Consider the following 22872-nt stretch of genomic DNA (forward strand, 5'->3'; position numbering starts at 1 on the left):
TCTTTCCGCTGTTCCAGTCTGTCTCATGAGAGGTGTGGTTCAGTCTTGTTCCGTTGTGGTGGCAGAGACGTGTGAGCCAGGGGAGTTCGTCTCGGGCGCCTGGGGAGGAGCGAGGGTGGATCTTGCTTTTGTGCAGTCCGGGAGACTGGAGAGGTTCCTGGACAGTGACGTCATCTCTGCGGCAGAGGTGGCTGCTCTGCTCAAGCGGCGCGGTGTGCTCGACGGGATGCCGGTGTTCCTCGACGAGGAGACGCAGATGCCGGTGCCGGCGCTGTGTGAGTACGGCCGGTATCTGTCGACGGCGTTGTTGGATGAAGGCACGCTGAAGGATTACGGGCGGGCGGTCTTCAGGACGGACAACTACCTGGTCAAGCTGGAAAGCGATGTCCTGTCGGCGAGTGAGTCCGACCTCGTTGCCTACCGTAACTATCGGACTCAGAGGCAGAAGAAGCCGATCGGCTGGAATGCGTGGAGCAAGGAATCGTTCGTCCTGGACGACCTCTACGGCTTCCTGGTCGACCGCAGGATCCTGTCGCACAGGCCAGTTCGAGTGGCGGCGCGGGGACGCAACCCGCTGGCGCCGCGCCTCCGGGTCGGCATGGACATTCGGCACCTGACCTTCGAGCAGTACCGGCACTTCCGCGACGTGGGACTGGGCGGCCAGCTCCCTGACGCCCAGGTGGACCAGACCTTCCGCGGGTGGGCACCGTTACGCAACCGGGCAGGCTCGGACATAGCCCTGGGGTCGGGGACACGCTGGGGAGAGTGGTCAACGGTGCTGCTTCCTGAGATCGGACTCTGGCCCGGGATACCGGGCGGGGCAGCCGAGTACACGGTCCAGGCATGCGCGAAGTACGGCAAAGCGCGACCTGTCTACGTCCCCGAGGACGCCGTCGCCTCCGCCGACCTGTTCTGCACGCTGGAGAGACCGGACATCGTTCGGCGAGCGGCCCGGACCCTGGAGCGCAAGGCCCGTGACCTGTTCGTGGTGGGCGAGGTCGACGTCGCTGGCGGCTGGGTGAGGGGCGTGTTGGACGGTGTCGTGCGCGAGTTCCAGATGTCCGCCATGCCCGCCAAACTGCGGCGGATCACCGTCTACGAGGGCGAATTCGGCCTGGAGGCACTGTCCCTGTTCGTCTGCCGCGGCGGTCTTATGCCGGGGGCGGACGCTTGGAAGGGCTACCGCCATAGGGCCTGGGCGCGCATGAACGCGCTCGCCGACGAGACCACCCCGCGCCTTCCCGCCCGGCGGTGGAGATGGCACGACCTAAGGCACACCTACGCTCTGCGGCTCTTGACGTACCTGGAGAACGTCATGGATGGCGAGGAGCCGGACCTGCAGGCCCGCCGTCGTCGGCACCGGTCGTACTTGAGCGGTCACATCCGGCACAACCCGCTACTGATCGTCAGCCGCAGGCTCGGTCACTCGAGCCCAGAAACCACCTACGAGTACCTCCAGTACACAGACGACTTGATCAACGAGTTCGAGGCCGCGTTCAACGGCTGGGTGGGCGACGATGAGGCGACCTACGCCGAGATCGCCTCGCGCGCCCTGTCCGAAGTGAACGGGGGCCGCCGATGACCGGGCCACGCAAGAAGGCGAAGAGCCGGAAAGGGGAGGAACGTGCGCGACTCCTCGCCGCGCTGGCGAATCCGGCCCCGCCAGGGGGGATCGGCCCCAGGGTGGTGCAGCTGCCCAGGCACCTCGCGGCGTTGGATCCGGCGGACTACCGGTGCTCGCTGCTGGCCATGCAGCTAGCGGACGAGTGGGTCGAGTACGTTGCGGCTACCCAGATCGGACCCCAAGCGAAGAACTACCAGTACGCGATCGACCACTTTTGCCTCTACGTGGACAAGGTGCTCGGCGCTGAGGCCGAGGAAGCGAGCCTGGCCGATCCGGACCTCCTCGACACGCTGATGAAGTGGGAGTTGACCCTGCCCGAGGAATACGCCGAGAGCTCGGCCAGGCCTGGTCTGCTGGCCTCTTCCCTGCGTGTGCTGGTGATCCGCCGGGACGACCATGACGAGCGGACGGTCGCTGCGGATCTGGCCAGGCTCGCCCGTGGCCCTGCGCTCCTCGGCAGCGGGGAGAGCATGGAACGGGACGAGTTCACCCGCAAGGAGAAGCTGGCTATCGTCCGGGCCGCCTGGACGAGCGCCCATGCCACCCGCAGGCGCATCGAGGACAGCTGGGCCCTTGCCGGACAGGGACGCCATTCCGATCAGGGCAGCTGGACCCGTATCGCCGACTTGCTCTGGGGCCTGGCCCACGAAGAGATCACGGTCGAGGACATCCGTCGCCGCGTTCCTCCGTCACGCGAGTGGCCGCTGGATCTGCTGGAGTTCACCGCCGGGCCGGGGCAGGTGCTCAATCCGGCGACCGCACGCATGCAGCTGGTGCGCAGGCTGGTTGCACACTTGTATCCCACTGCCCTCGACCTGCACGCGTTCCGCGTCCTGCTGATGGACGCCACCGGCTACACCTCCGAAGAGGTCATGAGCTTCGGCGAGGCGGGCGTGGAGTTCTTACCCAAGGGAGTCCGGCTGACCCTGCTCAAGAACCGCGCCGAGCGGCTGCGGCACCGGGCCTTTCGCGACCAGAACCGGCCCGAGACGACAGCCCCCGATGACGAGGACAGCAGCGGGCGGCTCACCGTGAACTGGCCCCGACGCGAGGCCAGCGAGGTGGTCCGGCAGCTCATGGATCTCACGGCCCGGGCCCGTGCCAAGGCCCCGCACGTCACCGACACACTCTTCGTCAACGTCGCCGTGCGCCCCGACCACACCGTCGTGTTCGACCGGTGGACCCCTAGCCAGGGCAGAGCACAGTTCCGCCACTGGCTGGACGCTATGAACGTCAAGGTGAAGGGCGACCGGCACATCGGGCGCCTGCGCAAATCGACCAAGGTCGAGAAGGCCATCGTCACCGAGGGCCGCATCGACGCCGCTGCGGATGACCACACCGAAGAGACCTTCGCCGGCCACTATGCTCAGGGCACCACACTGCGGATCATGTCCGGCCGGACGATCGCCACGGCCCAGCAGCACTGGTTCGACCAGGCACTCGACCGCGTCGACGGCCCCACCATCGTCACCGGCTCCGGGGACATCGACCAGGGCCTGCTCGAAGAGACCGGACTGACCTCGGAGGAAGCCGAGGGCATCATGGCCGGCCAGCTCGACATGGGCGTCTCCCACTGCAAGAACCCCTACCAGGGGCCCTACAGCCGCCCGGGTGAACTCTGCGCCGTCGCACCGCTGCGCTGCCTGGAGTGCCGCAACGCCTGGATCCTGCCCACCAACCTGCCTCAACTCCTGCTTTTCCAAGCGCACTTGGAAAGGCTTCGTACGCTTCTGACCCCTCAGGCCTTCGGTCGGCTTTGGGGGCAGAGTTGGGTAAACCTGAACACCGTTCTAGGCGATCGCACCCCCGAGGAACTCGCTCAGGCCCGCAAGCACATCGAGGCCGGCGGGGCATGCCTGGACTTGCCGCTGGCCGCCCACACGGAGTTCGACGGATGAACTTTCTTTTGCCCCAGCAGCGATGCCCATCGCTGTTCCCCAATGACGAGCCCGTCGTCCAAGGCCGATCGCTCCTGCCCGCGGCTCGCGAACGAGGCGCCTACCTCCCCCGGTTCGGCGACGCCGGCTTTTGGGACTTCAACGGAGTGCTCAAGCGGCCCGCCAACGTCAAGGCCTGCAACTGGAAGGTCACCTTCAGCCTGGAGCTCGAGGACCCGTACTGGAATCTGCTGGCGCGAGAGCTGATGATGCTCACCTGCAACCAGCGTCACCCCGAGGTTCTCAAGCGCGGCATTGTCCTCGACGGCTCAACTGACCCCCGCACGCTGAACCACATCGCCTCGCGTCTGCGGACCGCGGCCCGCTGGGCCCGTGAGAACGGGCTCCCGCCTTATCCGGACGGATGGAGGGTGGAGGACCTGCGGCAACGCATCACCGACATGGCGACCGAAGGCTCCTCCCCGGAAACGATCAGAAGTCACGTGAGCACTCTGAAGAGCTTGGCGGCGGCCACGCCCGCCTTGAGCCTGCCCTGGCCGGAAGGTGATCCATGGCCGGGCCAGAGTGCCCGTCAGGTTGTCGAACTCGCGGGCAGGAGGGCCATCGCCACCCCCACTGTTCCTCCGAAGACCTGGTTTCCACTGATCCGTGCGGCCTGGGCCTACATCCATGACTTCGCGTCCGATGTCCTGCGCACCGACGGCCGGCTCCGTGAGCTCAGAGCAGCCGCCCGGACGTCGGTTGTCGGCATCGATGAGCGCCTTGAGGAGTGGCTCGCCGACCCCCGGAACAAGATCCCCGTCCATGCCGAGTCGATGGACGGGCAAACTCCCGAGGTGCAGTGGAACCTGCTGATGCTCCTCCTCGGCTACGAGAGTTGCAGCAAGGCGCTCAACGGCCGCTGCCCGGCGCGGAGACGCCGCCGCACCTTGATCCTGGACGCGGTTGCCGATGGCCGGACCACAACCCACGCGCTGAGCGGAGAACTGGTACAGGTTGCCCGGCCGGACGGCATTTCAGGGCCCTGGCACCCAGGCCTCGACCAGCGGGCTCTGTTCGACGCGAAGACGGCACTTCGTGACGCGGCATTCACTCTGGTCGTCGGCTTGTCGATGATGCGCGACTCGGAGGTTCACGAGATCCTGCGGGACCCCGTCGTCGAGCACTACGGCACCCCCGCCATCGCCTCCACGAAGATCAAAGGCACCACCAACCGTCCCGGCAAGCACTGGTGGATCGCCGAACCCCTCGCCGAGGCCCTCGATGTTGCCGAGGCCGTCTCCATTCACCCCGAACGCATCTTCGCACCCGTCCACACCACCAAGCAGGACCGCGCCGTCATTGGCGTCAGAATGCTGAAGTCGTTCGTGAGGTTCGTGAACGCCAACCGGGCCTGGACCGGACTCGACGCGATCCCTGCCACCTACATCCGCCCTCACATGTTCCGCAGGACGATGGCGATGCTCACCGATCAGTTCCCCGGCTCCGAAATCGCCACTGGCATCCAGCTCAAGCACCTCGCCACGCGGGCCCTGGCCAACGCCACCACCCGCGGCTATGCGGCTTCTGACGCTGAGTGGGCCAAATACCTCGAAGACGCCCTCGACAACGTCAAGTTCCGCAAGATCAAGGACCTCTACGAGCGGCACACCTCAGGCGAGGAGATCGGGTTCGGGCCCGGCGCCGAACGCGTCAAGGACGCCTTCGACCAGATCACTGCCACCGTCAAGGCTCGCAACGGCGATGCCCGCACCGCCGCCACCCTCTTGCGCACCACACGGATCCACATCCGCTTCGGCATGCTCAACAACTGCACCGCTGACCACACCAACCCCGTCGGCGCTGTCTGCCTCGAAAATGCGGTCGTCCCCGAAGGACACATCGGCCCCCTCGACGAACGCTGCCGGCCCGACCGATGCGCCAACAGCATGATCGGCCCCGAGCACCTGCCGATCTACGACTCCCACAATCGAAAACAGCTCGAAATCATCAACAGTCCCGCCGTCCCTAGGTGCCGCCGCGACCTCGCCGAACGCGAACTCGATATCACCCGCAACGTGCTCAAGATGGCAGGACAGATGCGGTGACCGACTCCGCCGACGCCCCCGAAGACCAAGTCAGCGCCAAGACCGCCGCGGCCCTGCGGGCAGCGATGGCCCGCCTCTTCGAAGGCCGCCCGCAGCGGACCGACGGCCGCCTCACGAAGGAGAACCTCTACAAAGAGGCCCAGGTCAGCCGCGCCACCATGAACCGCGCTCATGCCGTTCTCGCCGAGTGGGACGCGTACATCGCCGCCCACGGCAAGACCACTCCCGGCGAGGCCAAACGCGACGCGGCCATCGCGGACCTCAAGAAGCGACTGACCAAGAAGACCCAGGAATGCACGCTCTTGGAGAACAAACTCAAGGCCGCCCACACCGCGATCGCCGCCCTCTTCCATGACAACGAAGCCCTCCGGCAGCAACTTCATAGGGACGCCTCAACCACCGTCACGTCCATCCGGCCCCGCGGCCGCCGCCAACGCAACTGAGAGACCTGACATCGGTCACGTCAACCACGGACGCGCCCCCGCCCGCGCGGACACCTCGCATGCCGCCTACCCCGCCACCGGCAGAGCGCCGGCCCGGTGCCAAAGGCCCGCGCTACTACCTGGGCCTGGGCCCACATCGGTAGCGACAGCTACCTCCCCTGCTCATCCGGCGCAACCGATCCACCCCAGATCTCGCTGTCTACCTGTGCTGGTCACGCGCGAGGTAGCCCCGCTGGAATGGATCCGCGTGCGTCATGGCCACCGTCGTGACGCAAGGACCCAGCTGATAGATCAATGGGGCCGGGACTTGGCGCTCTGGCTTCAGGAGACCTGTAAGCCCGCTCGGCGTCGACGGCCGGGTGCCCTGTGACCTTGATCGGTCGACACCACCACCGAGATTGCGCGTGCAGGCACGGGATACGCACCGAGGACGATCAACCACAATCTAACCGTGGCGAACGAGCTCTACGGTGTGCTCCCCTCGAAGATCTCTTCGGCCTGGCGGTAGGACACCCGGGCCGGACCGGCATGCGCGGGGAAGACTGGAACCGTCAACGGGTTTGGGCAAGTTCGAGCTCAGAGGCGAACATCAGTGTGGCGGCCCTAAGAACTGCATTGGCACGGCGTAGGTCCCGGACTTCGCGCTCCAGTTCGCGCAGCTGATCGCCCGCTGGGGCCTCGGGGGTGGGTTCGCGACGGTTCGCCTCGGCCTTCTTGACCCAATGCCGCAGTACTTCAGGATGAATCTTCATGAGGTCGCCGACAGTACCGACCACGCCAGCGCGGTCTGGGTCCTGAGCGCGGATGTCGAGAACCATGCGCACGGCGCGTTCCATGACGTCGGGCGGATACCTGCGCTGAGCGGGCACGAGTGGTCACCTCCAAGCTGTTCGGCACAACCGGACAAGTGCCACGGACAGCAGCCTTCTGAGCGGCCTTCCTGCCTTCCTGGAAGGATTATGCACAGCTGTTCATGGTGGTCAAAGAGGTACGACTGTTCAAGTCGGTGGCGTGTCTCCGTCTCCGCCCGACCCTGTGCTTCACGCGTTCGGCATGCACCTGCGGCGCATTCGCGAGGATCGCGGCATGACCTTGGAGGAACTGGCGGCCTATAGCGGCTTGAGCTTCCGCGGAGTGGTCTATATCGAACACGGCCAGCGAAATCCAAGCTTGACAACCTTGATCAACCTTGCTCGCGGCCTGCATGTCCAACCTTCCCGCCTACTGGCTGTCTTCGATGCCGAGCAGGGGGCGTTTCCGGAGGCTGGCAGCCCGGCGCAAGATTGAGGGGAGGAACCGCGACTGTCTGCAGTGTTCCAGGCCCACTTGGGCCGCTGCCTTCGGGGAGTTACTCGTCACTGTTCGGGCGCTGGCTGCCTCCCGGACGGCCCCACAATGTCCCAACGTTGGCTTCAAGCTTGTTCCAGGCTGCTTCTTCTGGTGACCCAGTCACGGAGGCAGGCGCGTGCGATTTCGAGGATCCGCGTTCGAGGTCGCTAAGACCGGTCCCTTCATCGTCCGCACCGATCGGCCCCGGTGGGGGGCGGAACCGGGGGGCAGGCCGGCGTGGAATGGACGCTGCTGTGGATCGAGAACACCGCCAGTCAGCTGACCGAAGGCAGGCCATAGCAGGCTGGACAGCGCCGCGTCGTCGACTGCACCCTCGCCGCGCTCGCCCTGGCCGTAGACGCTGCAGAGGCCCCGGGACGGCCGCAGCATCGGCTAGAGGCAGGACCACCGCCCCGGGCACTGGACGGCCCCGTCACGAGACGCCCAGCACCTCCAGCATGCGCCCCCATGCCCGGCGTCCGGGCGCCGCGCCGCTGCACACAGCAAGAGGCGCACCCCTACGCCGACAAGCCCGAGGGCGCGCCTCTCACGTCCCCACCCCGACCAGGCAAGGACGGAACCCATCACGTCCGCACCCGCCGCCCTGCGACCGCTGACACGCACCACCATCACCCCCGCAGCCCCCGCCCCGGCGGCCGGCGCCGACACCGTCCAGGCCCGCCCCGAAGCGCACGTCCCCGTCGCATAACCGCCCGGACCGCACGACAAGCCAGGATGCCTGCGCCTCGCCAGTTCACCTGACCGAACTGGGGGTGCGCTCGTATAGCTACCGCCAGGTGGTGAGTAGCGCTCGGTAATCGAAGTTCAGCAAGGATCGGGTGGACCGGTCAATCCGCTGACCTGCTCTGACGCTCTACCAGCTGCGACCGGGGCCGGAAGGTCACGCCCTCTGATCGAGCATCTACCCGAATGCAGTTCAGCCGTGCGGACTTGAGGGGAGGGACTGTCAGTGCTCGTTGCAATCCTCTGCGAAATGATTCGGGTGAGTTGAGAGGAGCGTCCGGTGCTGGACGATCTGCTGGTGGTGGGGTTCGAACTGGAGACACAGACCGAGGTCCACATTGGCGACCGCCCCCTGGAGCAATGGCGGGCACTCGGCTACGGGCGGCGGGAGACGGTGGTGTGCTTCTACTGCTGGCACGGTATCGACGCACCCGTGGGCACGAAGGTGCCGCTGCTGGCCCGCGGCCGGATCGGCGGCCTGGTCCGGCCGCATTTCGCCCACCCGGCTGGCATGGCCCCACCCCGCGGACACCACCGCGAGACCGTCTGGCACATCAACGCCAAGAACCGGCTTGCCCGCTGGGCGGCTGCCCAGCCTAACGTCACGCACGTGCGGATGGAGCAGTGGACCGAGCAGCGCAACCGGCGCGCGGACGTCCACGTCGTCCTCGACGATGGCGCCCGCCTGGCGCTGGAGGCCCAGCGCGAGCTGATCACCGATGAACTGTGGCAGGCCCGGCACCGCGACTACGCCGCCGCCGGCGTCCGCGACGTGTGGTTCATGCGCCCGGACACCCGCATTCCGCACGTGCTGTTCGCCGAGGGCACCCCGGCCTGGACGCTCTACCACCGCGACGAAACAGCCGAGGCCCGGCTCGGGGAGCCTCACGAGCGCGGCCCGCAGTGGTGGACGAAGGACCTGCGCCTGTTCGGGCCGCACCACCCGCCGTGCGCCGGCGACTCGGTTGTCCGCGAACGCTTCCCGCTCGCCGACCTCGGCCTGGACGCCGACGGCGTGACTTTCCCGCCCGCGATGACCGAGCGCTTGGACGAAGAGGCCGCCCGTGTACGGCGGGAGGCCGACCACGCAAGGCGCCAGCAGGAACAGGCCGAGCAGTGGCGGCGCGAAGCCGCCAGCCGACCGGCCCGGCCCTGGAAGCCCGCCCCGCTGCCACCGGTGCGGCCGGTGCCTCGGCCCGCAGGCGGGGGCCCGTTCTGCGAGGTGTGCAACCGACCGCTCGCCGAACCCCTGGTGCGCTACGGGCGGCACATCCTGTGCTGAATCGGATTGCTCTTGCTCGACTGGAAGGACGAACGCGCCCGCGTCTTCCTCAACCACCACCGCCGATCCACCGGGCACCGGCCTCCTCCCGGAGGAGTTGCGAGCTCACCAGAGCCGGTGTAGTGCGTTCGGGACGGACCCTGCGGCATCGACGATCTCGACGACGGCGGTTACGGAGGAAGGCGCCAGGCGGGGATGCACTTGCCGTCGACCTTTGTGAGGCCGTCGCGCCGGTGGAAGTACCGAGACAGTGCCCGGGCGGCGCAGGTATAGACGCCCTGCCCACCGGCGCCCCTCCGCCTCCACCCATCCCGCCGGAAACCGCCCCTTGACGAGGGTCACGCCGGTAAGCTCGACGTTCCACATCTGCCGTGGCCTAGGGGGGCGAGGCCTGTGCTGCTGAATAAGCTGCACGCGCTGACGGTCCGGGCGTGGGCGAAGCTGCGCGGCGAGCCGGTCACCATCAGACGACTGCGCGTGCTGGAGCCCGGCGAGTACGGCCACCCCGTTCGGGACAACTCGGGACCCGCTCGCCCGCCGTCATCTGATGGGGCCGAGGCGGCGACACATGACGGGGCTCAGCCTGGCGAGGCGGATACTGTCGCCTCCTCAGTTGACGAGCTGCGGCATCTGTCCATTCTGTCCAGGTCTCCGGCCGCATGGCGGTATGACTTCTATCGCCGGGTCTTGGCCGAACACGCCAGCATTCTGTCGAACATGGGGTACTACACGAGCGAGGCACACTCTGCTTCTGCTCTCGTGGACCTGCTCACTGCGGCGGCCCGAGAGGCTACGGGAAGACCAGCAGAACGGGACTCGGACGGCGACCAGTTCAACGACGCCGAGGCTTACTACGCAGACCTGCCACCAGAGCAGCGACGGCACCTTGCCGCGGAGACGGCTGAGACGATCAACAACACCCTGGCTCGGCTGTTCGTGCGACTCGGCCCCCCGCCGGAGGGCCTCGAACACGACTCCAGCCCGGCGACAAGCGGTGACGGGGGAGCAAACCGGTGACGACGGACGAACGACTGCCCGCCGAACCCAGGCCGGAGAATGACCCGGTCATTTCCGCAGCGCTGCAAGTGGCCATGCAGTGGAAAGAATTGGACGCTGCCCACCTCGCGGCAGCCATGGCGGCGATGGAGCCGTCACTACGCCGCGAGCACCGTGAGCGGATGGTCCGTCTGGAGATGCAACGCGAGGCAGCGCAGCAGAAGCAGGTAGAACGGCAGCAGCAGCGCGCGCACCGTCGGCACGTGACAGAACTCGTTGTCGGTGCGGTGGTCGCTTTGACGATGCTCGGGAGCGGCGTGTACGTGGCTCCGGAGTCCTGGTGGCTGTCCACCCTCCTCTGCGGCCCGAGCCTGCTCGCCCTGGTCAAAATCTTCGTTCTACGGCGTAGCGATCCTGGCGACATGGCGGCTGTCGCAGGCGCGACCCGGACGTCGACGAACGCCGCAGGCCAGGCCCAGCCACCGCTACCGCCCCCTGTGGTCTGACGGCGCAGGGCGTACACGCCCCCCGCCCACCGGCGCCACCTCCCGCCCCGGACGCTCCCGCAATCCCCTGGGCCCGTACGCGCCGCGCTGCTCTGTGCCGCAGGCCGTAGCGCCGCCATTCTCCATCCCCTCACCCGGAGACGCCCGGGAGGGCGGCGCCCGCCCGGGCGTCTCCGCACGAGTAGCCGCCAGCCACCGATGGTGCAAGAGTTGATTGAGACGCTAGTGCTTCGATCAAAGGCCATCGGGAATCATGAGCACCTTCTCCCTAAGCGTAATAGCCAGCGTCATTGGGGCCGCTTTCTACTCGGCCTTCCTCTTCCTTCTGGGGGCATTCTGGCAGCGCATGCGGTTCATTAATCCTGCTCGCTGGTTCTGGCGACTCGACGAGCCTAAGAGTAAAGTCCTTATATCGGCAAGCCTCCATAACTATGATCCCGCCGAACATACCGCTTACATTCCGACAGGCGACACCCTGGCGGTGGCTGAAATAGCGTCGCTAATGAAGCGCATTTACGGTCGATCTATCGATGTAGTCTATTCGGACCCGGAAAGTCCAGTAAAGGCGTGGGATAGCACCGTTGTCCTCATTGGTGGCGGGAAGGACAATCTGACTGCACGCTGCCTCCTTGCCGCGCTCGATCCTCCCCTACATGCGTACGATCATGAAGATGCCGAGCATGACTACAAAGGGCTTAAGAATCATCGGCGTGAACCAATCCTCAGCCCCCCGGCTACGACCGAGGAGGACTCTGCATTCATCATCCGGACACTGGACCCTCTGAGGCGGGACAAGGACGTTTATATCATTGCCGGTGGCTGGACGTTTGGAACATATGCGGCGGCGCAATGGATCGCCCAGCGGAAAAACTTGCGCTGGGTGAAGTGGAGATGCCGGAGACGCCTTATCCTGAATTTCCTAATACGCGGCCTCCGGCATCTCCACTTCATCCAAAAAGAGGGCCCCAAATTTGACAGTATCCAAGTGGTGCTCAAAGTTGCGATGCTCAGGCGGTCCGAACCAATGGCGGTCCCCTCTATCGGTGACACGAAGGTGTGGTATGGAGGCATAGATGACCGAGGTGTGGCCGTCGAAGCCCCACAGAAAGCCGACCTGTACTACTTCCACACCCCCGAGTCCGAGAGTTACAGCAGGGCATACTCCCAAGCCGATGCAGCCTAGCTGCTGTGGCACCGGCTGAACCTTGGCATGCGCGACACAGTTCGTGGTGGCCGGCGTGGGCCGCTTCCAGTACGCCCCCTCGTACCCCAAAGACCGGGCCCCGCAGAGGTCTCCCGCGCTTCTTGCTGTAATCCGGAGTGCGCCTTGGTCGGCGCCCGCGGATAGCTGTCCACCATGTCGAAATCCCCGCGGGCGCGTCACCCCGTACAGACGGGGGAGAGCGGGGAAGTGTTACAGCGCGGCGGGAGTGCAGCCGATGTACTCCCGCACCAGCCACCTCTCGAATGCGTCCTGCAGGGCCACCGGATCGTTCTGGTCGCCGGGCAGGACGTACATCCGGAAACGCATCTCCACGTCGATGCCGACCAGCCCGCCGCAGAGGTCCTCTTCTTCGGCCGGGTCGAAGACCTCCGGTACGGGCACGCGCGTGAGCGTCGCGTCCAGGCCCGTCTGCTGGGCGAGGAAGTAAGCCACCTGGTCGAGCGCGGGCCGTGCGAGAACGGCCCGGTCATCCGTGACCTGCCGGGGTTCGGCGGGAAGGGGATACCGCAGCGCGTAGTCAGTGGGCTGACCGTTCACGGTGAGGATGTCGGTGAGGTAAGCCCAGTGCATCCGCTGGCGGCCGAAGGCCACGCGATAACGCACGCCCGGCCGGCCGTTCTTCAGGTCTCGGTGCAGCGAGTGCACGTACCCCGACGGCCGTTCGTCGGCCAGGGTGATTCGGTCGTCCACCCGGATCGGCACGGGCACGCAGTCACTGGCGGGATCAATGTGCGACATGCCTGCTCAACGAGTCACTTCTGCAGGAGGTGGCGGCTCGCCCACAGGCTGCGGAGCTGGGAAGCTACCGCCCCCGTGCGGAGCCGCCCGCGTTCAACGGCGGCCAGGTTCAATGGGACACTGAGCGCTCGCGCCAGGGATCTGGTCACGCACCCTTAGGCGTAGTGAGGGCCTGCCGAAGCGGCCAGTTGTACTGGGGCACTCGCGCCTTCAGCGTGCTGTACGGGACCACGCATCGCGAATCCCGACTCCAGTCGGCCAGTGTCTTTGCCGTACCCCATGCGGGGTACAACGTGCCCTTCGGGTGCTTTGGCCGGATAGCGAGGCGCAGGAGTTGGGCCCGGTCGACCTGCTTGATCTTCCGCGTCACCAGCGTCCCCACGGATTTCTGTTGAGGGCCAAAGAGGTAGCCCTCGTTGAACTCGGCGAGGCCTGCTCACCCTGCGCAACCCGGCCGGAGACGCAGAGCACATCCGCACCGAGCAGCAGGAGACCGACCGCGGCCGCGACCTTGAGAACGAACGGCTGGCCACGGCGTGAGACACCGTGAGAAGCCACGGGTCACAGCCTCTTTAGGACATGAGCGACGAGAACCTACAACTCCCGGCACTGTCCCCAGGACGGTGGCCTGTCGGGGTGACGGACGCTGGACGACGGCGAGTCGGCGGCACCTGTGCCGGGACATTGCTCAAGCTCCCTTTCGAGGGTGATTCGTGGTCAGTCAGGACAGGGCGTCATGAGGTTTGGCCGGTGGAGGGGCGTCATGGGGTCTGACCCTTGGAAGCGAAGCATCGTCTACGTGCTTACCGCGGTCTCGGCCGGTCTCCTTCTCGTGGCCGTTGTTTCCTGGAACCGGCTGGTCGACCTGGCCGCCCGCATCTCCGTCGTCCCGCTCGTCCTCGTGATCGGTTCCGTGGCGTGTGCCGCAGCGGCCGCAAGAGTGCAGCGACAAACGCGGCCTCTGCCGCTCCAACCCTCCGCCCCGCCGATCCGCTGGTGGTGGGTAGTGCTGGCATTTGCGGCCGTAGCGGCTGCGGTGTGGCTCACCACGGCTCAGCTGATGCCCCAGACCTACAGTGCCCCACCAGGCCGCGAACGGACGCAGCAGCGGACCGACGTCGTACGCACCGCTCTGGCCGCTGGCGCCGGCGTGGGCGCCGCCATCACCGTGCTGCTGGCATTCCGTCGACAGCACCACCACGAGATGGCCACAAAGCAGACGGAGCACGACGCCAACGAACGGCGCGTCACCGAGCTCTACACCAAAGCTGTCGAGCAGCTCGGCAGCTCTCAGGCGCCCGTCCGGCTGGGCGGCCTGTACGCACTGGAACGGCTCGGCCAGACCGCCCCAGACCACCGACAGACGATCGTGGACGTCATCTGCGCCTACCTGCGCATGCCCTTCACCCCGCCGACGGCCCCAAGCCAGCAGGGCCAGCCGCACCAGGAGCTCCTGGTGCGAGTGGCTGCCCAGCGCATTCTCACCGCCCACGTCCGTGACGTCCGCCCCATGAAGCAGCGACAGAGCACGCCGCTCGGTGATCGGTTCTGGGAAGGCATGCGCATCGACCTTGCCAACGCGGACCTCACCGAGTGCAGCTTCGACAAGTGGCACGTGGCCGAGGCAAACTTCAGCAACGCGAGATTCACCGGCTCCGCCGAGTTCCCCGGTGCGACGTTCACCGAGGGCGCCCACTTCGAGGGCGCGAAGTTCGGTGCCGCCAACTTCGGGAAGGCGACATTCATCGGCGATGGCCTCTTCCGGAACGCGACGTTCACCGAGGGCGCCTACTTCGGGGAGGCGACGTTCACCAAGAGCGCCGACTTCTTGGACGTGACCTTCGAAGGTGACGCCAATTTCCACCAAGCAACGTTCTCTGGCTACGCCACCTTCGGGGAGGCGACCTTCACCAGCTACGCCGGGTTCGAGGGCGTGCAGTTTCAAGAGCTTGCCCACTTCGGGGAAGCGACGTTCAAGGGGACCGCTCAGTTCGAGAACGCGACCTTCTTCAGAACCGCCTACTTCAGGGCCGCGACCTTCACTGGCACCGCTCAGTTCGGCACCCCTCCGTTCGGGATGGCGCACTTCTACGACACCGCCGAACTCGGGGGCGCACGGGTGACACGTCTCGTGACACCGGAGGGCAACCAGATGTCGCACGTGTGGCCGCCGGGTTGGCTCGTCCGACCCCTCCCTGATGGCGAAGGGGTCCTTGAAAAGGCCCAAGGCCCTGCGGAGCCCTAACCGAAATCGCGGACACTCCGGATGCCCCTCCCCGGATCTGACCGCGGCAATGTCCAGCGCGAGCCGGTCAGAACACTCCGGTGGTTGCACCGGGCTGCGACGCAAACAGGGGGTTGTAGAACCTCCAGAACTCGCCGACCGACATCGGGCCTTCCAGGACGTCACCGCCGTTGCGCCAGTCGATGTGCCGGTAGCACCTCATGGCGCCGTTGGGCAGGATGCCGTAGATCACGCCCTCGCCGCCCGACACGATCCTCTCGAACTGACGCCAGTCGACTCCGGTATTGAGATCACGCGGCTCAGCCCAGGTGTTGGAACCATCGGCCCACCCTGTGTGGTTGTACCAGCGCAGAACTCCGGTGGGCCTCACCCCGTAGATGATCCCTTCGCTTCCCGAGAAGACGGGGGAGAGGCCCTGCCATCCGGTGCCGACAGGGCGGGCTGCCGTGAACGAGCCCTGTCCGGTCTGGTAGCCGAGGAAGCGCCCCCAGAAGAGATCGCCTTCCTGGAACTCACCCGTCACGTCATGGTCCACGATCCCGTAGACAACGCCGTATCCGGCACCGAAGTGGCGCCATGTGGTCTGCGCGGAGTCGCCGGCGACCCAGGCACCGATTGACACCGGGCCGGCCCATTTGTCGGTCGGCGGTGTCTGGCCCGATCCCTGGTGTCGGTACCACAACCAGTTGCCCGTAGGCTGCTTCGCGAGGACGGCGTCCGAGCCGCCTGGGACGATGGCTGCAAAGCTCCAGCTGGTGCCCACCCGCAAGGGGCCAGTCCATGAACCCTGGCTGCCAGGCAAGGTCTGCGTGAAGTAGTCAAGGTTCAGATCGCGGTCCACGCCGTACATACCGACAAACGCCGCAGTCCAGGACGGGAACTGGCCAATGAACTGCTGGGCTGGCAGGTGGCCGCTCGCCGCGATCGACTTGAGCATTTCCTCCCACAGTCCCAACATCACGATGCCGGGATCTCTGTCCTCGATTTCCTGCTCATCGAGCACCACCGACTGCGGGTCGACGGTACAAAGCACCCGCGACCCCGGAACCGGGTCGTACATGTCCACCGTGAACTCGCGGACAATGGTATTCGTCCGCGCGAGCTTGTCGGTGCACTGCACCGTGAAGGTGCACATCCCATCTTCGGCATACTTGTGCGCCGCAACCGGGCGGCAGGTAATACGCGATCGGATCTTCTCGGGAAGCGTCTGCTCGTCCGAGCCGTGGTCGTGCCATCCAAACCTGAGCGATACGGCGCCGATGTGACGGTCGAGCTGGTCGCCGTATCGCTCCTTCACTCGGCCCACTTCTGAACCGGTGTCGATCAACATGGCGGCAACCCATATGGTCAGCGCCATAGAATATACGGGCAGCGCGATCTTCGTCTTGAATTCGGGCGGGAGGGGCTCAATCCTCTGCGGCCCAGAGGGATTCCCGTTCGCGTCGTGCGGCGTGACGATTTGGACGTCGCTCCAGGTCCACAGATCCTCATCAGTCAGCATCGAGTCGGCCCGGCCGCCGGCCTCAGCGGCGGCCTCAGCCGCCCGGGCCTGGTCTCCGGGACTCCGCTGGATCTGGACGGCGAGTGTTGAAAGCCGGGTAGTGTGCTCCTCAAGGCGGCGGACCCGGGCCAAATTCTCCGCCTTGACGAGCCGTTGAGTCACCGTGTCGAGACGGCCACTGAGCTCCGCCAATTGCGTCTTGATGAGAGCAAGCTCGCGGCTGATGTTCTCAATGGCGTATTCGGTCGGGGAGGTCTTCCCGAATTCGTAGATGAACTTGAGGATGTCCACCCCGGTTCCGATAGGCCCCGCGGCGTCGATCAAATTGTCGAGGGTTTCATACTCGGCGCTGCTCAGGTCGGGTGGCATGGTTGCTCCCCTGCTCGTGCTCAAGTGACGGCACGCCCCCGGGTGCGCCCGCCCTCGGGAGGTCTCGCGTCTCCTATCCAGTCAAACGCGCGGACACTCCCGCCGCATCTCGGCGTGTTGCCTCCTGGTGGGTCAGCTGTCCGGGGGACGTGACAGGCGGTCCCCGGTGAGAGCCGGTGCTTGTAATCGCTGGACGCACTGTCGCCCATCCTGCAATCGCCCTTCGAGGGCCCGCATGGTGCCGCCGACCACGAAACACTGTCCGCGTTGCTGCAATACGCCGAGAAGTCGGGATGGGAAAGCGTCCACGTGGACCAGGACGAGGAACAGGTGGCCGACCGCGTGATCTCGAACATGATGCGCGCGGCAATGTGCGTCCTGCATACCGTTGAGTGGTTCTGAGCTGTGAAGCAAGGTGCGAGCAAGATGGGCGTCCTCGCCTGTCGGGACGAAGCCAAGGAGGCGCCCCCTCGGGCTTGCCGGCGTAGGTGTGCGCCTCTTGGCGTGTGCAGCGGGGCCTCCGCCGGAGCGCGGGCAGAGCAGTGCATCGGTCGATGACCTGCTGTACGTGGGGCCGGGTGTAGGCCCCGGACAGTCAGCCGGTGAGGACGGCGTACGGGTCCGGGGCCTGGAGCGGGTGTCCCGTCACCTCATGGGCTAGGCGGTGGGGCAAGTGGTCCGCCCTCTATGCGGGTGGCTCGTCCAGGTGCATCCGCACAGCCGCGATGAACGCGTCGAGTGTGGGTTTGATGGCGGCGGAGGTTTCTACGATGCCAACGGGCTTGAGATGGGGTGTCGCATGGGGCTGCCAGTGCTGCCGCAGCGTGCCGAGTTGGTGTCGGGTGAGCAGGCCCGCGTCTTCTACTGTCTGCCAGGCTTCGGTTCGTTGTTCGTCGGTTCCAGCTGGTTCGGTCAGCTGAGCGAGGGCGGCAGCGATGCCCTCGTTTCCTGTGCCAGCGGCGTGCTGAAGGACGGACCGCGCGTACCGGACGCGGTTCATGCGGAGGGCGCGGACGGTGAGGTTGGCCATCGCGGCGTCGACGTCCTGGGCGCGCTCAACGAGATTGTCCGGCCCTTCAATGCGGATGACGGCCAGGGGTCGGCTGACGTCGAGGGGTACGCGGTGCTCGGCGTGCATGAGGGTGTCCTCTACGGGGTCGTCACTTTCGTAGAGCAGGAGCGCTGCCTTCTTGGCCTTCTCGACCGCGATGATGAATTCGACGGCGGCGTCGCGACGTGCTTGTCGGCGGACATGGTCGTGGGCTGAGCGGGTGGTGAGCTCGGCGGCGTGGCGGGCCGCGCGCGCCTGCCGGAAGCCTACGAGGAGAGCGGCCGGGACGCCCAGAACTGCGGCCGCCGAGGCGGCCAGGGCGGCGATGGATTCGGTCTGCACCGGCAGCATCCTTCCCGAATGCACCGCAGCAGCGGGACCCAACGCTGAACTTCGCGGAACAGACCGTGCCACACGGCGGATTCCTCAGCCGCGGGACCGTTTCCTCAGGTAGGCGCGGAAGGACGGCGGTAGCCGGGTCCGATCAGACCGCCAGGCCCAGGAAGCGGGTTGGGTTCTGGTTCCAAGGAATTTTCCGTCGGCGGTAGGCGTCGAAGGCGCTGCTGCGCAGGGAGTGGCGTGAGTGGATGGCGACCGTCTCGGGCGGATTGCCGGCGGCCAGGGCCTGCTGGATCCAGCCGCGGCGGAAGCTGTGGCCGGTGATGCGGCGGACGGCGGCGCGGGCCGCGCGGCGGGCGGTGCGCCACGTCTTGAGGATGGCGTTGGCCTCTTCGGCGGTGGGCGCGGCGTCGGCGGCCGCGAGCGCCTCCTGCTTCGCCTGGGCCGCGGCGGATCGCTCTTCGGGGGTCGGAGTGGGGGTCAGCTCGGCGGCGCGGGCGGTGGCCTTGATGATGTCGTTGACGGTGTCGGCGGTGATGCCGCCGCGGCGGCGGTCGTCCTTGGGCGGGCGGCCGGCGGCCTTGGCGCCGATGTTGCCGTGGCGGTCGATGCGGCGCAGCAGCGGGCCGGGGGTGAGCTGGCCGTCGTCGGCGAGGACGTCGAGCCATTCGCGCAGGGCGTGGATGGGGCACAGTTCCTGGTCGGCGGGGGCGAGGATGTGCACCTCCTGGCCGCGCGCGGCCTGGTCGGCCTTGGAGCGGCGGATCTTGATGCTCAGGGCCTGGTGGGCCCTCTTGCGGCCGTCCTTGTCCTCGATCTGCACGGTGCGGATCTTGGCGTCGTGGAGGTTGAGGCGGGCGGGCTCGCTGGCGCGGGCGGCCATCCACTAGGCGATGAGCAGGACGGCGGCGTCCCGTTTGCCGCGCACGGTGGTGCGGTCCAGGGTGCGCACCATGAGGCGCAGTTCGTCCAGGTCGACGGCGTCGGCCTGGAGCGGGCCGGGCTCCACCAGGGGGTCGTCGGCCTCCTCGCCGGCGCGGTGGCGGATGACGAGCTGGCAGGCCTTGACCTCCCTGTCCGACAGCGGCGCGCCCTGGATGGTGCGCATCGCGCGCAGGGTGCTGAAGTGGGCCTCGATGGAGGTCGCGGGGTGACCGCGGTCGCCGAGGTCGGAGAGGTAGGACAGCACGGAGTTGGGCTCGTCCTCGGCCCAGTCGTAGATGGCGCACCACAGGGCGTAGGAGTGCCAGCGGCTGGCCCGGGCGTTGCGGGAGCTGCGCGGGACGGCGTTGGTGAGCTTTCGGGAGGCGGAGGCCGAGATCCGCTCGCCGGTGGCGGAGACGATGTCCGGCTCGGCGCGGCGTCGGCGCCGGACGGGCCCGGCGCGGCCGGGCCTGGTTGTTCGCCCGAGCGCCGTGGCCATTCCCGCTCGCGCCCTGACGCTGCGCGCGCCCTGGCCGGAAGCCCGAACGGGCCCCGCACTTGGACCCCCCGGGCCAGCGACGATCGCACAACATCCGGAGCACCGCGCCCTCGTCACCGCTCAGCGCTGCTCGAGCCTGCTTCCCCCCTCATCGACAGGAGAGTGCCACCGTCGCGTACGGACAACGTGCTCAGCCGTCTGTTCGGACCCGCCTCAGATCTTGGGAAGGCGGAACGGGCGCTGGCGGTGACGTGGCCGGGGATTGTCTTGCGGCTGGTGAGACCGTCGCTGTCCTCCAGAAGGCCGAGGATCACCCGTAGCTCGGTCTTGGCCTCGGGATGCTGGTCAAGGTAGTCGGCCAGAGCGGAGCGGACGTGGTTCGACCGGAGAGGTTGGCCGGCTTCACAGCAAGCCCGGCAGACAGCAAGACCGCTGGCGGAACGTGTCGCACGACGACGGTAGATCAGATCTCCCGAAAGAGTGACTTTCTGTGCGGGCGGTGTCGCACCATGGTGTGCGGCTGAAGTTTCTCAGCCGCCGGACCACAACGATGCTGTGGCGGCTCATCGCTGCCTCCCGGAGACTCCGTTGCTACCAACTGCAGAACTGCTCGTCGGCATGTCACGACACCTGAGCACCTACGGGGCCAGTCAGCCGAAGGCTGACCTCGCCCAGCTTGAGTTCGCCGGCAGGATCTTCGAGCTCGCACTCCGCCTTCGCGGCAGTGGCGTCAGCCCACCCGAGCGTGTTGAGGCCCTGGGGGTCAGCGCTGGCATCAGTAAGCGGGAGATCCGCAGGGAATTTCTTCCCACGCTTGAGGTGCTGGGCCTTGTCGACCTTGAGCGCGACGGCGAGGGTGCCATCAAGGTGGTGTCCGAGAAGATCCCACCTGTCGAAGACCTTTACCAGCGCGCCGACAGCGTTCTGGGTAACGTCATGCCTGAACCACTTGAGATGATGGCTCTCACGATTCTGCGCACGACCACCATCATGCCCATCACCATCTCGACGGCGAAGGAGGAGTGCGCAGCACTCGGATCCGAAGACCTCGCCGTTCGCGCCATCGAAAACCTTGAATCCCTCCATCTCTGCACGCGTCAACGTAGCGCCGACGGGGATGAGGTGCTCTTCAACCCCAATGTCTGGGCAGTTGACAAAGACCATTCTCATGCCGCACTGCAAGCCGAGGATGGGGCCGTGCGCGCGGCGCTGAGTGGCGTTTTGGAGGAGGTGGCTGCGACAGCTGGAATGCCCGAGGATGAGATCCAATCCGGGGATCGGAAGTGGGTGGACTATGCCGTCTCCCAAGGGCTTCTGTTGCGATCCATCGTCACTACGCTCGGAGGCCAGGAGCGCGCATTCCTCTTCTCCCCGCATATGGGACGATCCGTGTTCGACGCCCCAACGGGAGCTGACCCGTCAGGGCACGTGCGTCAGCTCATCGGATCCATGGTGTTCGCTCGACGATTCGCCAGCAATCGACTCTTTGCTCCAACCGCCTTCCTTCGAAAGCTGGTACGCAACGGCGAGGCAGGAGATGCCTCCAACATCGGCACTGACTACTCCATGCTCGAGACTGCCGGAATCGTCCGCGTTGAGCCTGCGTACAGGTTCAAGAAGTTCGTCCTTCTGCAGGCAGACGTTGCGGAAGAGGCCATCACCTACCTTGAGGACGGCGCGGACGGAAACACTACGTCGGGCGCCCTCCAAGGTCAGCGCGGCTACCGTCATCCCGAGGCAGAACGCGCGCGGCGCCTGGTCCAGCCATCCAAGGAAGCTGCCCCTAGCCTCAGCGCTTCGCAAGATATTCTCGCCGCACTGCGACAGGAAATGGGGCGACGGCGCTATGACCGGTAGGGCTGGAAAAGAGAAGGGCGACGAACTGGAACGCCGGTTCGCCCGCGCCGAGTTCGCAGACGGTGCACTCGTCCGTGTACGTCACCCCGTCACGCAGAGCGTCGGAGGTCGGCCGCGGACGGTGACGGACGTCGATGTGCTGTCGATCGATTTCGACTCAAGGCTCCGTCCACACATCGGCATCAGCGAGTGCAAGTCCACCCGCGGACAGAGTGGGGAGCAGGACCGCCTCCTGTGGTTGCGCGGGCTGCAGGCACTGGTCGGTGCGGACCGCTCGGCGCTCGTTCGCCAATCCGTCACTGAGGCGGGCCGCGGGGTAGCGCGTCACATTGGGGTCGACCTGTTTGCCAGCTCCGAGCTGGAGCGTCGTGAGCAGGTCCTGGAACATGTACCGCAGCATTTCGCCACGATCGGGGAGACATCCTTCAAGGAGGAGAGCGCTGCCGCGGATCAGCAGCTCAAGAAAATCGGAGACCTCCCGTCAGGGCTCGTTTCCTTCCTTAGGCACGATGCGCTCTTGGCTGATCCTCACAGAGTCCTCGGAGCGCTGCTGACTCTGGATGAGGTGACGCGCACCGGGACCGTTCTTCCCAATCCCTTGGCCAAGCTGCTGGCAGGCCACGTTCTCCAAGCGCTGGTATCCGCGGCTCTACGTGCCGGCGGCCGGACCGACACTGTGGGCGCCGAGGGGACGCGACGAGAGATCGAGCAGGGGCTGAACACCGGAGATCCACACGACCGCCAGATCCTGAGAGTGGCGGAGATGGCTGACGCCTTGCTCCGTGAGGAGCTCGTAACCATTCACCAGGCTTACCGATCGGCAGGGGCACCTCCGGTTGAGCGCCCTGTGCCCTCCGTCCGCGACGCAATGTCGCAGACGCCAACGTGGCTGGTCAATTTCATGGACCTCGCCGAGCGGCTGCGACGCCGAAGCCCCATCGCTCGCCAGCTGCCGCAGACCATCGACTTGGCGGTGTTCGACGCCCTCCTCGGCGGCGACGCTTGGAAGGCGCCGGCATTCGATCACCTCTTCGCGCGCGAGCACCGACAGGCCCTGGGAATCGCAATGGACTGCCTATCGAAGGCAGTACCAGAGCTGACGAAACACCTACTCCCCCTGACGGATCTACCCTTCGACCGGGCCACAACAGCCTCGCTCAGCCAGTTGAAGCACCAGTGATCGAGCACCGGGGCTGGGCAGGCACGCGCCTGCCC

The 22872-nt window shown here is 66.4% G+C and carries 19 protein-coding genes; 13 read left to right on the top strand and 6 right to left on the bottom strand.

The features are described 5' to 3' along the window. Positions 1 to 115 precede the first annotated feature (115 nt). Genes QC385_RS31530 through QC385_RS31545 form a run of 4 tightly spaced genes read left to right on the top strand, consistent with a single transcriptional unit; the run spans position 116 to position 6052 of the window. Entirely contained in the window at positions 116 to 1582 is a 1467-nt protein-coding gene (locus QC385_RS31530) for a hypothetical protein (RefSeq protein WP_279544753.1), read from the top strand. Beyond that, a complete protein-coding gene (locus QC385_RS31535) occupies positions 1579 to 3522 on the top strand; it encodes a hypothetical protein (RefSeq protein ID WP_279544754.1) in 1944 nt (647 codons plus the stop codon). The genes QC385_RS31530 and QC385_RS31535 overlap by 4 nt, the downstream gene beginning before the upstream one ends. Further along, positions 3519 to 5609, top strand: a complete 2091-nt coding sequence (locus QC385_RS31540; protein WP_279544755.1) for an integrase — start codon at positions 3519 to 3521, stop codon at positions 5607 to 5609. Before QC385_RS31535 ends, QC385_RS31540 begins: the two co-directional genes overlap by 4 nt. Continuing rightward, entirely contained in the window at positions 5606 to 6052 is a 447-nt protein-coding gene (locus QC385_RS31545; RefSeq protein WP_279544756.1) for a hypothetical protein, read from the top strand. The genes QC385_RS31540 and QC385_RS31545 overlap by 4 nt, the downstream gene beginning before the upstream one ends. A 551-nt stretch (positions 6053 to 6603) precedes the next feature. On the opposite strand, the gene QC385_RS31550 is transcribed toward QC385_RS31545, so the two are convergent. Beyond that, positions 6604 to 6921: a transposase gene (locus QC385_RS31550; protein WP_279544757.1), complete on the bottom strand. Its 318-nt coding sequence runs from the start codon at positions 6919 to 6921 to the stop codon at positions 6604 to 6606. A 184-nt stretch (positions 6922 to 7105) separates the two neighbouring features. On the opposite strand from QC385_RS31550, the gene QC385_RS31555 reads away from it, so the two are divergent. The 5 genes from QC385_RS31555 (at position 7106) to QC385_RS31575 (ending at position 12092) form a co-directional block, all read left to right on the top strand. Next, entirely contained in the window at positions 7106 to 7339 is a 234-nt protein-coding gene (locus QC385_RS31555) for a helix-turn-helix domain-containing protein (protein WP_279544758.1), read from the top strand. Positions 7340 to 8405: 1066 nt separating this feature from the next. Beyond that, a complete protein-coding gene (locus tag QC385_RS31560; RefSeq protein WP_279544759.1) occupies positions 8406 to 9407 on the top strand; it encodes a competence protein CoiA family protein in 1002 nt (333 codons plus the stop codon). Positions 9408 to 9800: 393 nt separating this feature from the next. Further along, the gene (locus QC385_RS31565; protein ID WP_279544760.1) at positions 9801 to 10424 is read left to right on the top strand and encodes a hypothetical protein; all 624 of its coding nucleotides are present in this window, start codon (positions 9801 to 9803) and stop codon (positions 10422 to 10424) included. Next, on the top strand, positions 10421 to 10909 hold the full coding sequence (locus QC385_RS31570) for a hypothetical protein (RefSeq protein ID WP_279544761.1): 489 nt from the start codon (positions 10421 to 10423) through the stop codon (positions 10907 to 10909). The genes QC385_RS31565 and QC385_RS31570 overlap by 4 nt, the downstream gene beginning before the upstream one ends. Before the next feature lie 253 nt (positions 10910 to 11162). Next, positions 11163 to 12092 carry a hypothetical protein gene (locus tag QC385_RS31575; RefSeq protein WP_279544762.1) on the top strand — a complete coding sequence of 310 codons (930 nt, stop codon included), beginning with the start codon at positions 11163 to 11165 and terminating at the stop codon, positions 12090 to 12092. Positions 12093 to 12323: 231 nt separating this feature from the next. Here the strand turns inward: QC385_RS31575 and QC385_RS31580 are convergent, their stop codons facing one another. After that, positions 12324 to 12872, bottom strand: coding sequence for a hypothetical protein (locus QC385_RS31580; protein WP_279544763.1), 549 nt, complete (start codon positions 12870 to 12872; stop codon positions 12324 to 12326). A 763-nt stretch (positions 12873 to 13635) separates the two neighbouring features. Here QC385_RS31580 and QC385_RS31585 point away from each other — a divergent pair. Beyond that, positions 13636 to 15117 (top strand): pentapeptide repeat-containing protein, encoded by a 1482-nt coding sequence (locus QC385_RS31585; protein WP_279544764.1) that lies wholly within the window; start codon positions 13636 to 13638, stop codon positions 15115 to 15117. A gap of 67 nt (positions 15118 to 15184) precedes the next feature. Here QC385_RS31585 and QC385_RS31590 read toward each other — a convergent pair whose 3' ends face one another. After that, positions 15185 to 16987 (bottom strand): tachylectin-related carbohydrate-binding protein, encoded by a 1803-nt coding sequence (locus QC385_RS31590; RefSeq protein ID WP_279544765.1) that lies wholly within the window; start codon positions 16985 to 16987, stop codon positions 15185 to 15187. A 267-nt stretch (positions 16988 to 17254) separates the two neighbouring features. On the opposite strand from QC385_RS31590, the gene QC385_RS31595 reads away from it, so the two are divergent. Beyond that, positions 17255 to 17389: a hypothetical protein gene (locus QC385_RS31595; RefSeq protein WP_279544766.1), complete on the top strand. Its 135-nt coding sequence runs from the start codon at positions 17255 to 17257 to the stop codon at positions 17387 to 17389. A gap of 283 nt (positions 17390 to 17672) precedes the next feature. Here the strand turns inward: QC385_RS31595 and QC385_RS31600 are convergent, their stop codons facing one another. The 3 genes from QC385_RS31600 to QC385_RS31610 all read right to left on the bottom strand — a co-directional run bounded on the left by QC385_RS31600 (position 17673) and on the right by QC385_RS31610 (position 19800). Continuing rightward, on the bottom strand, positions 17673 to 18380 hold the full coding sequence (locus tag QC385_RS31600; RefSeq protein ID WP_279544767.1) for a hypothetical protein: 708 nt from the start codon (positions 18378 to 18380) through the stop codon (positions 17673 to 17675). Between the two features lie 142 nt (positions 18381 to 18522). Further along, positions 18523 to 19260, bottom strand: coding sequence for a hypothetical protein (locus QC385_RS31605; protein WP_279544768.1), 738 nt, complete (start codon positions 19258 to 19260; stop codon positions 18523 to 18525). Between the two features lie 3 nt (positions 19261 to 19263). Beyond that, positions 19264 to 19800 (bottom strand): hypothetical protein, encoded by a 537-nt coding sequence (locus QC385_RS31610; protein ID WP_279544769.1) that lies wholly within the window; start codon positions 19798 to 19800, stop codon positions 19264 to 19266. A gap of 618 nt (positions 19801 to 20418) precedes the next feature. Between QC385_RS31610 and QC385_RS31615 the strand changes: the two genes are divergently transcribed. Together QC385_RS31615 and QC385_RS31620 are read left to right on the top strand one after the other, a co-directional pair. Then, positions 20419 to 21657, top strand: coding sequence for a hypothetical protein (locus QC385_RS31615; RefSeq protein WP_279544770.1), 1239 nt, complete (start codon positions 20419 to 20421; stop codon positions 21655 to 21657). Further along, on the top strand, positions 21647 to 22837 hold the full coding sequence (locus tag QC385_RS31620) for a hypothetical protein (RefSeq protein ID WP_279544771.1): 1191 nt from the start codon (positions 21647 to 21649) through the stop codon (positions 22835 to 22837). The genes QC385_RS31615 and QC385_RS31620 overlap by 11 nt, the downstream gene beginning before the upstream one ends. Positions 22838 to 22872 lie beyond the last annotated feature (35 nt).

It is taken from the genome of Streptomyces sp. DH10, assembly GCF_029813805.1.
Classification (GTDB): domain Bacteria; phylum Actinomycetota; class Actinomycetes; order Streptomycetales; family Streptomycetaceae; genus Streptomyces; species Streptomyces coeruleofuscus.

Bases quoted from the DNA above. Each gene is read 5' to 3' on its own strand.
- QC385_RS31535 (WP_279544754.1), top strand. From the start codon at position 1,579: ATGACCGGGCCACGCAAGAAGGCGAAGAGCCGGAAAGGGGAGGAACGT.
- QC385_RS31540 (WP_279544755.1), top strand. From the start codon at position 3,519: ATGAACTTTCTTTTGCCCCAGCAGCGATGCCCATCGCTGTTCCCCAAT.
- QC385_RS31555 (WP_279544758.1), top strand. From the start codon at position 7,106: ATGCACCTGCGGCGCATTCGCGAGGATCGCGGCATGACCTTGGAGGAA.
- QC385_RS31575 (WP_279544762.1), top strand. From the start codon at position 11,163: ATGAGCACCTTCTCCCTAAGCGTAATAGCCAGCGTCATTGGGGCCGCT.
- QC385_RS31580 (WP_279544763.1), bottom strand. From the start codon at position 12,872: ATGTCGCACATTGATCCCGCCAGTGACTGCGTGCCCGTGCCGATCCGG.
- QC385_RS31585 (WP_279544764.1), top strand. From the start codon at position 13,636: ATGGGGTCTGACCCTTGGAAGCGAAGCATCGTCTACGTGCTTACCGCG.
- QC385_RS31590 (WP_279544765.1), bottom strand. From the start codon at position 16,987: ATGCCACCCGACCTGAGCAGCGCCGAGTATGAAACCCTCGACAATTTG.
- QC385_RS31605 (WP_279544768.1), bottom strand. From the start codon at position 19,260: ATGGCCGCCCGCGCCAGCGAGCCCGCCCGCCTCAACCTCCACGACGCC.
- QC385_RS31610 (WP_279544769.1), bottom strand. From the start codon at position 19,800: ATGGCCACGGCGCTCGGGCGAACAACCAGGCCCGGCCGCGCCGGGCCC.
- QC385_RS31615 (WP_279544770.1), top strand. From the start codon at position 20,419: ATGTCACGACACCTGAGCACCTACGGGGCCAGTCAGCCGAAGGCTGAC.
- QC385_RS31620 (WP_279544771.1), top strand. From the start codon at position 21,647: ATGACCGGTAGGGCTGGAAAAGAGAAGGGCGACGAACTGGAACGCCGG.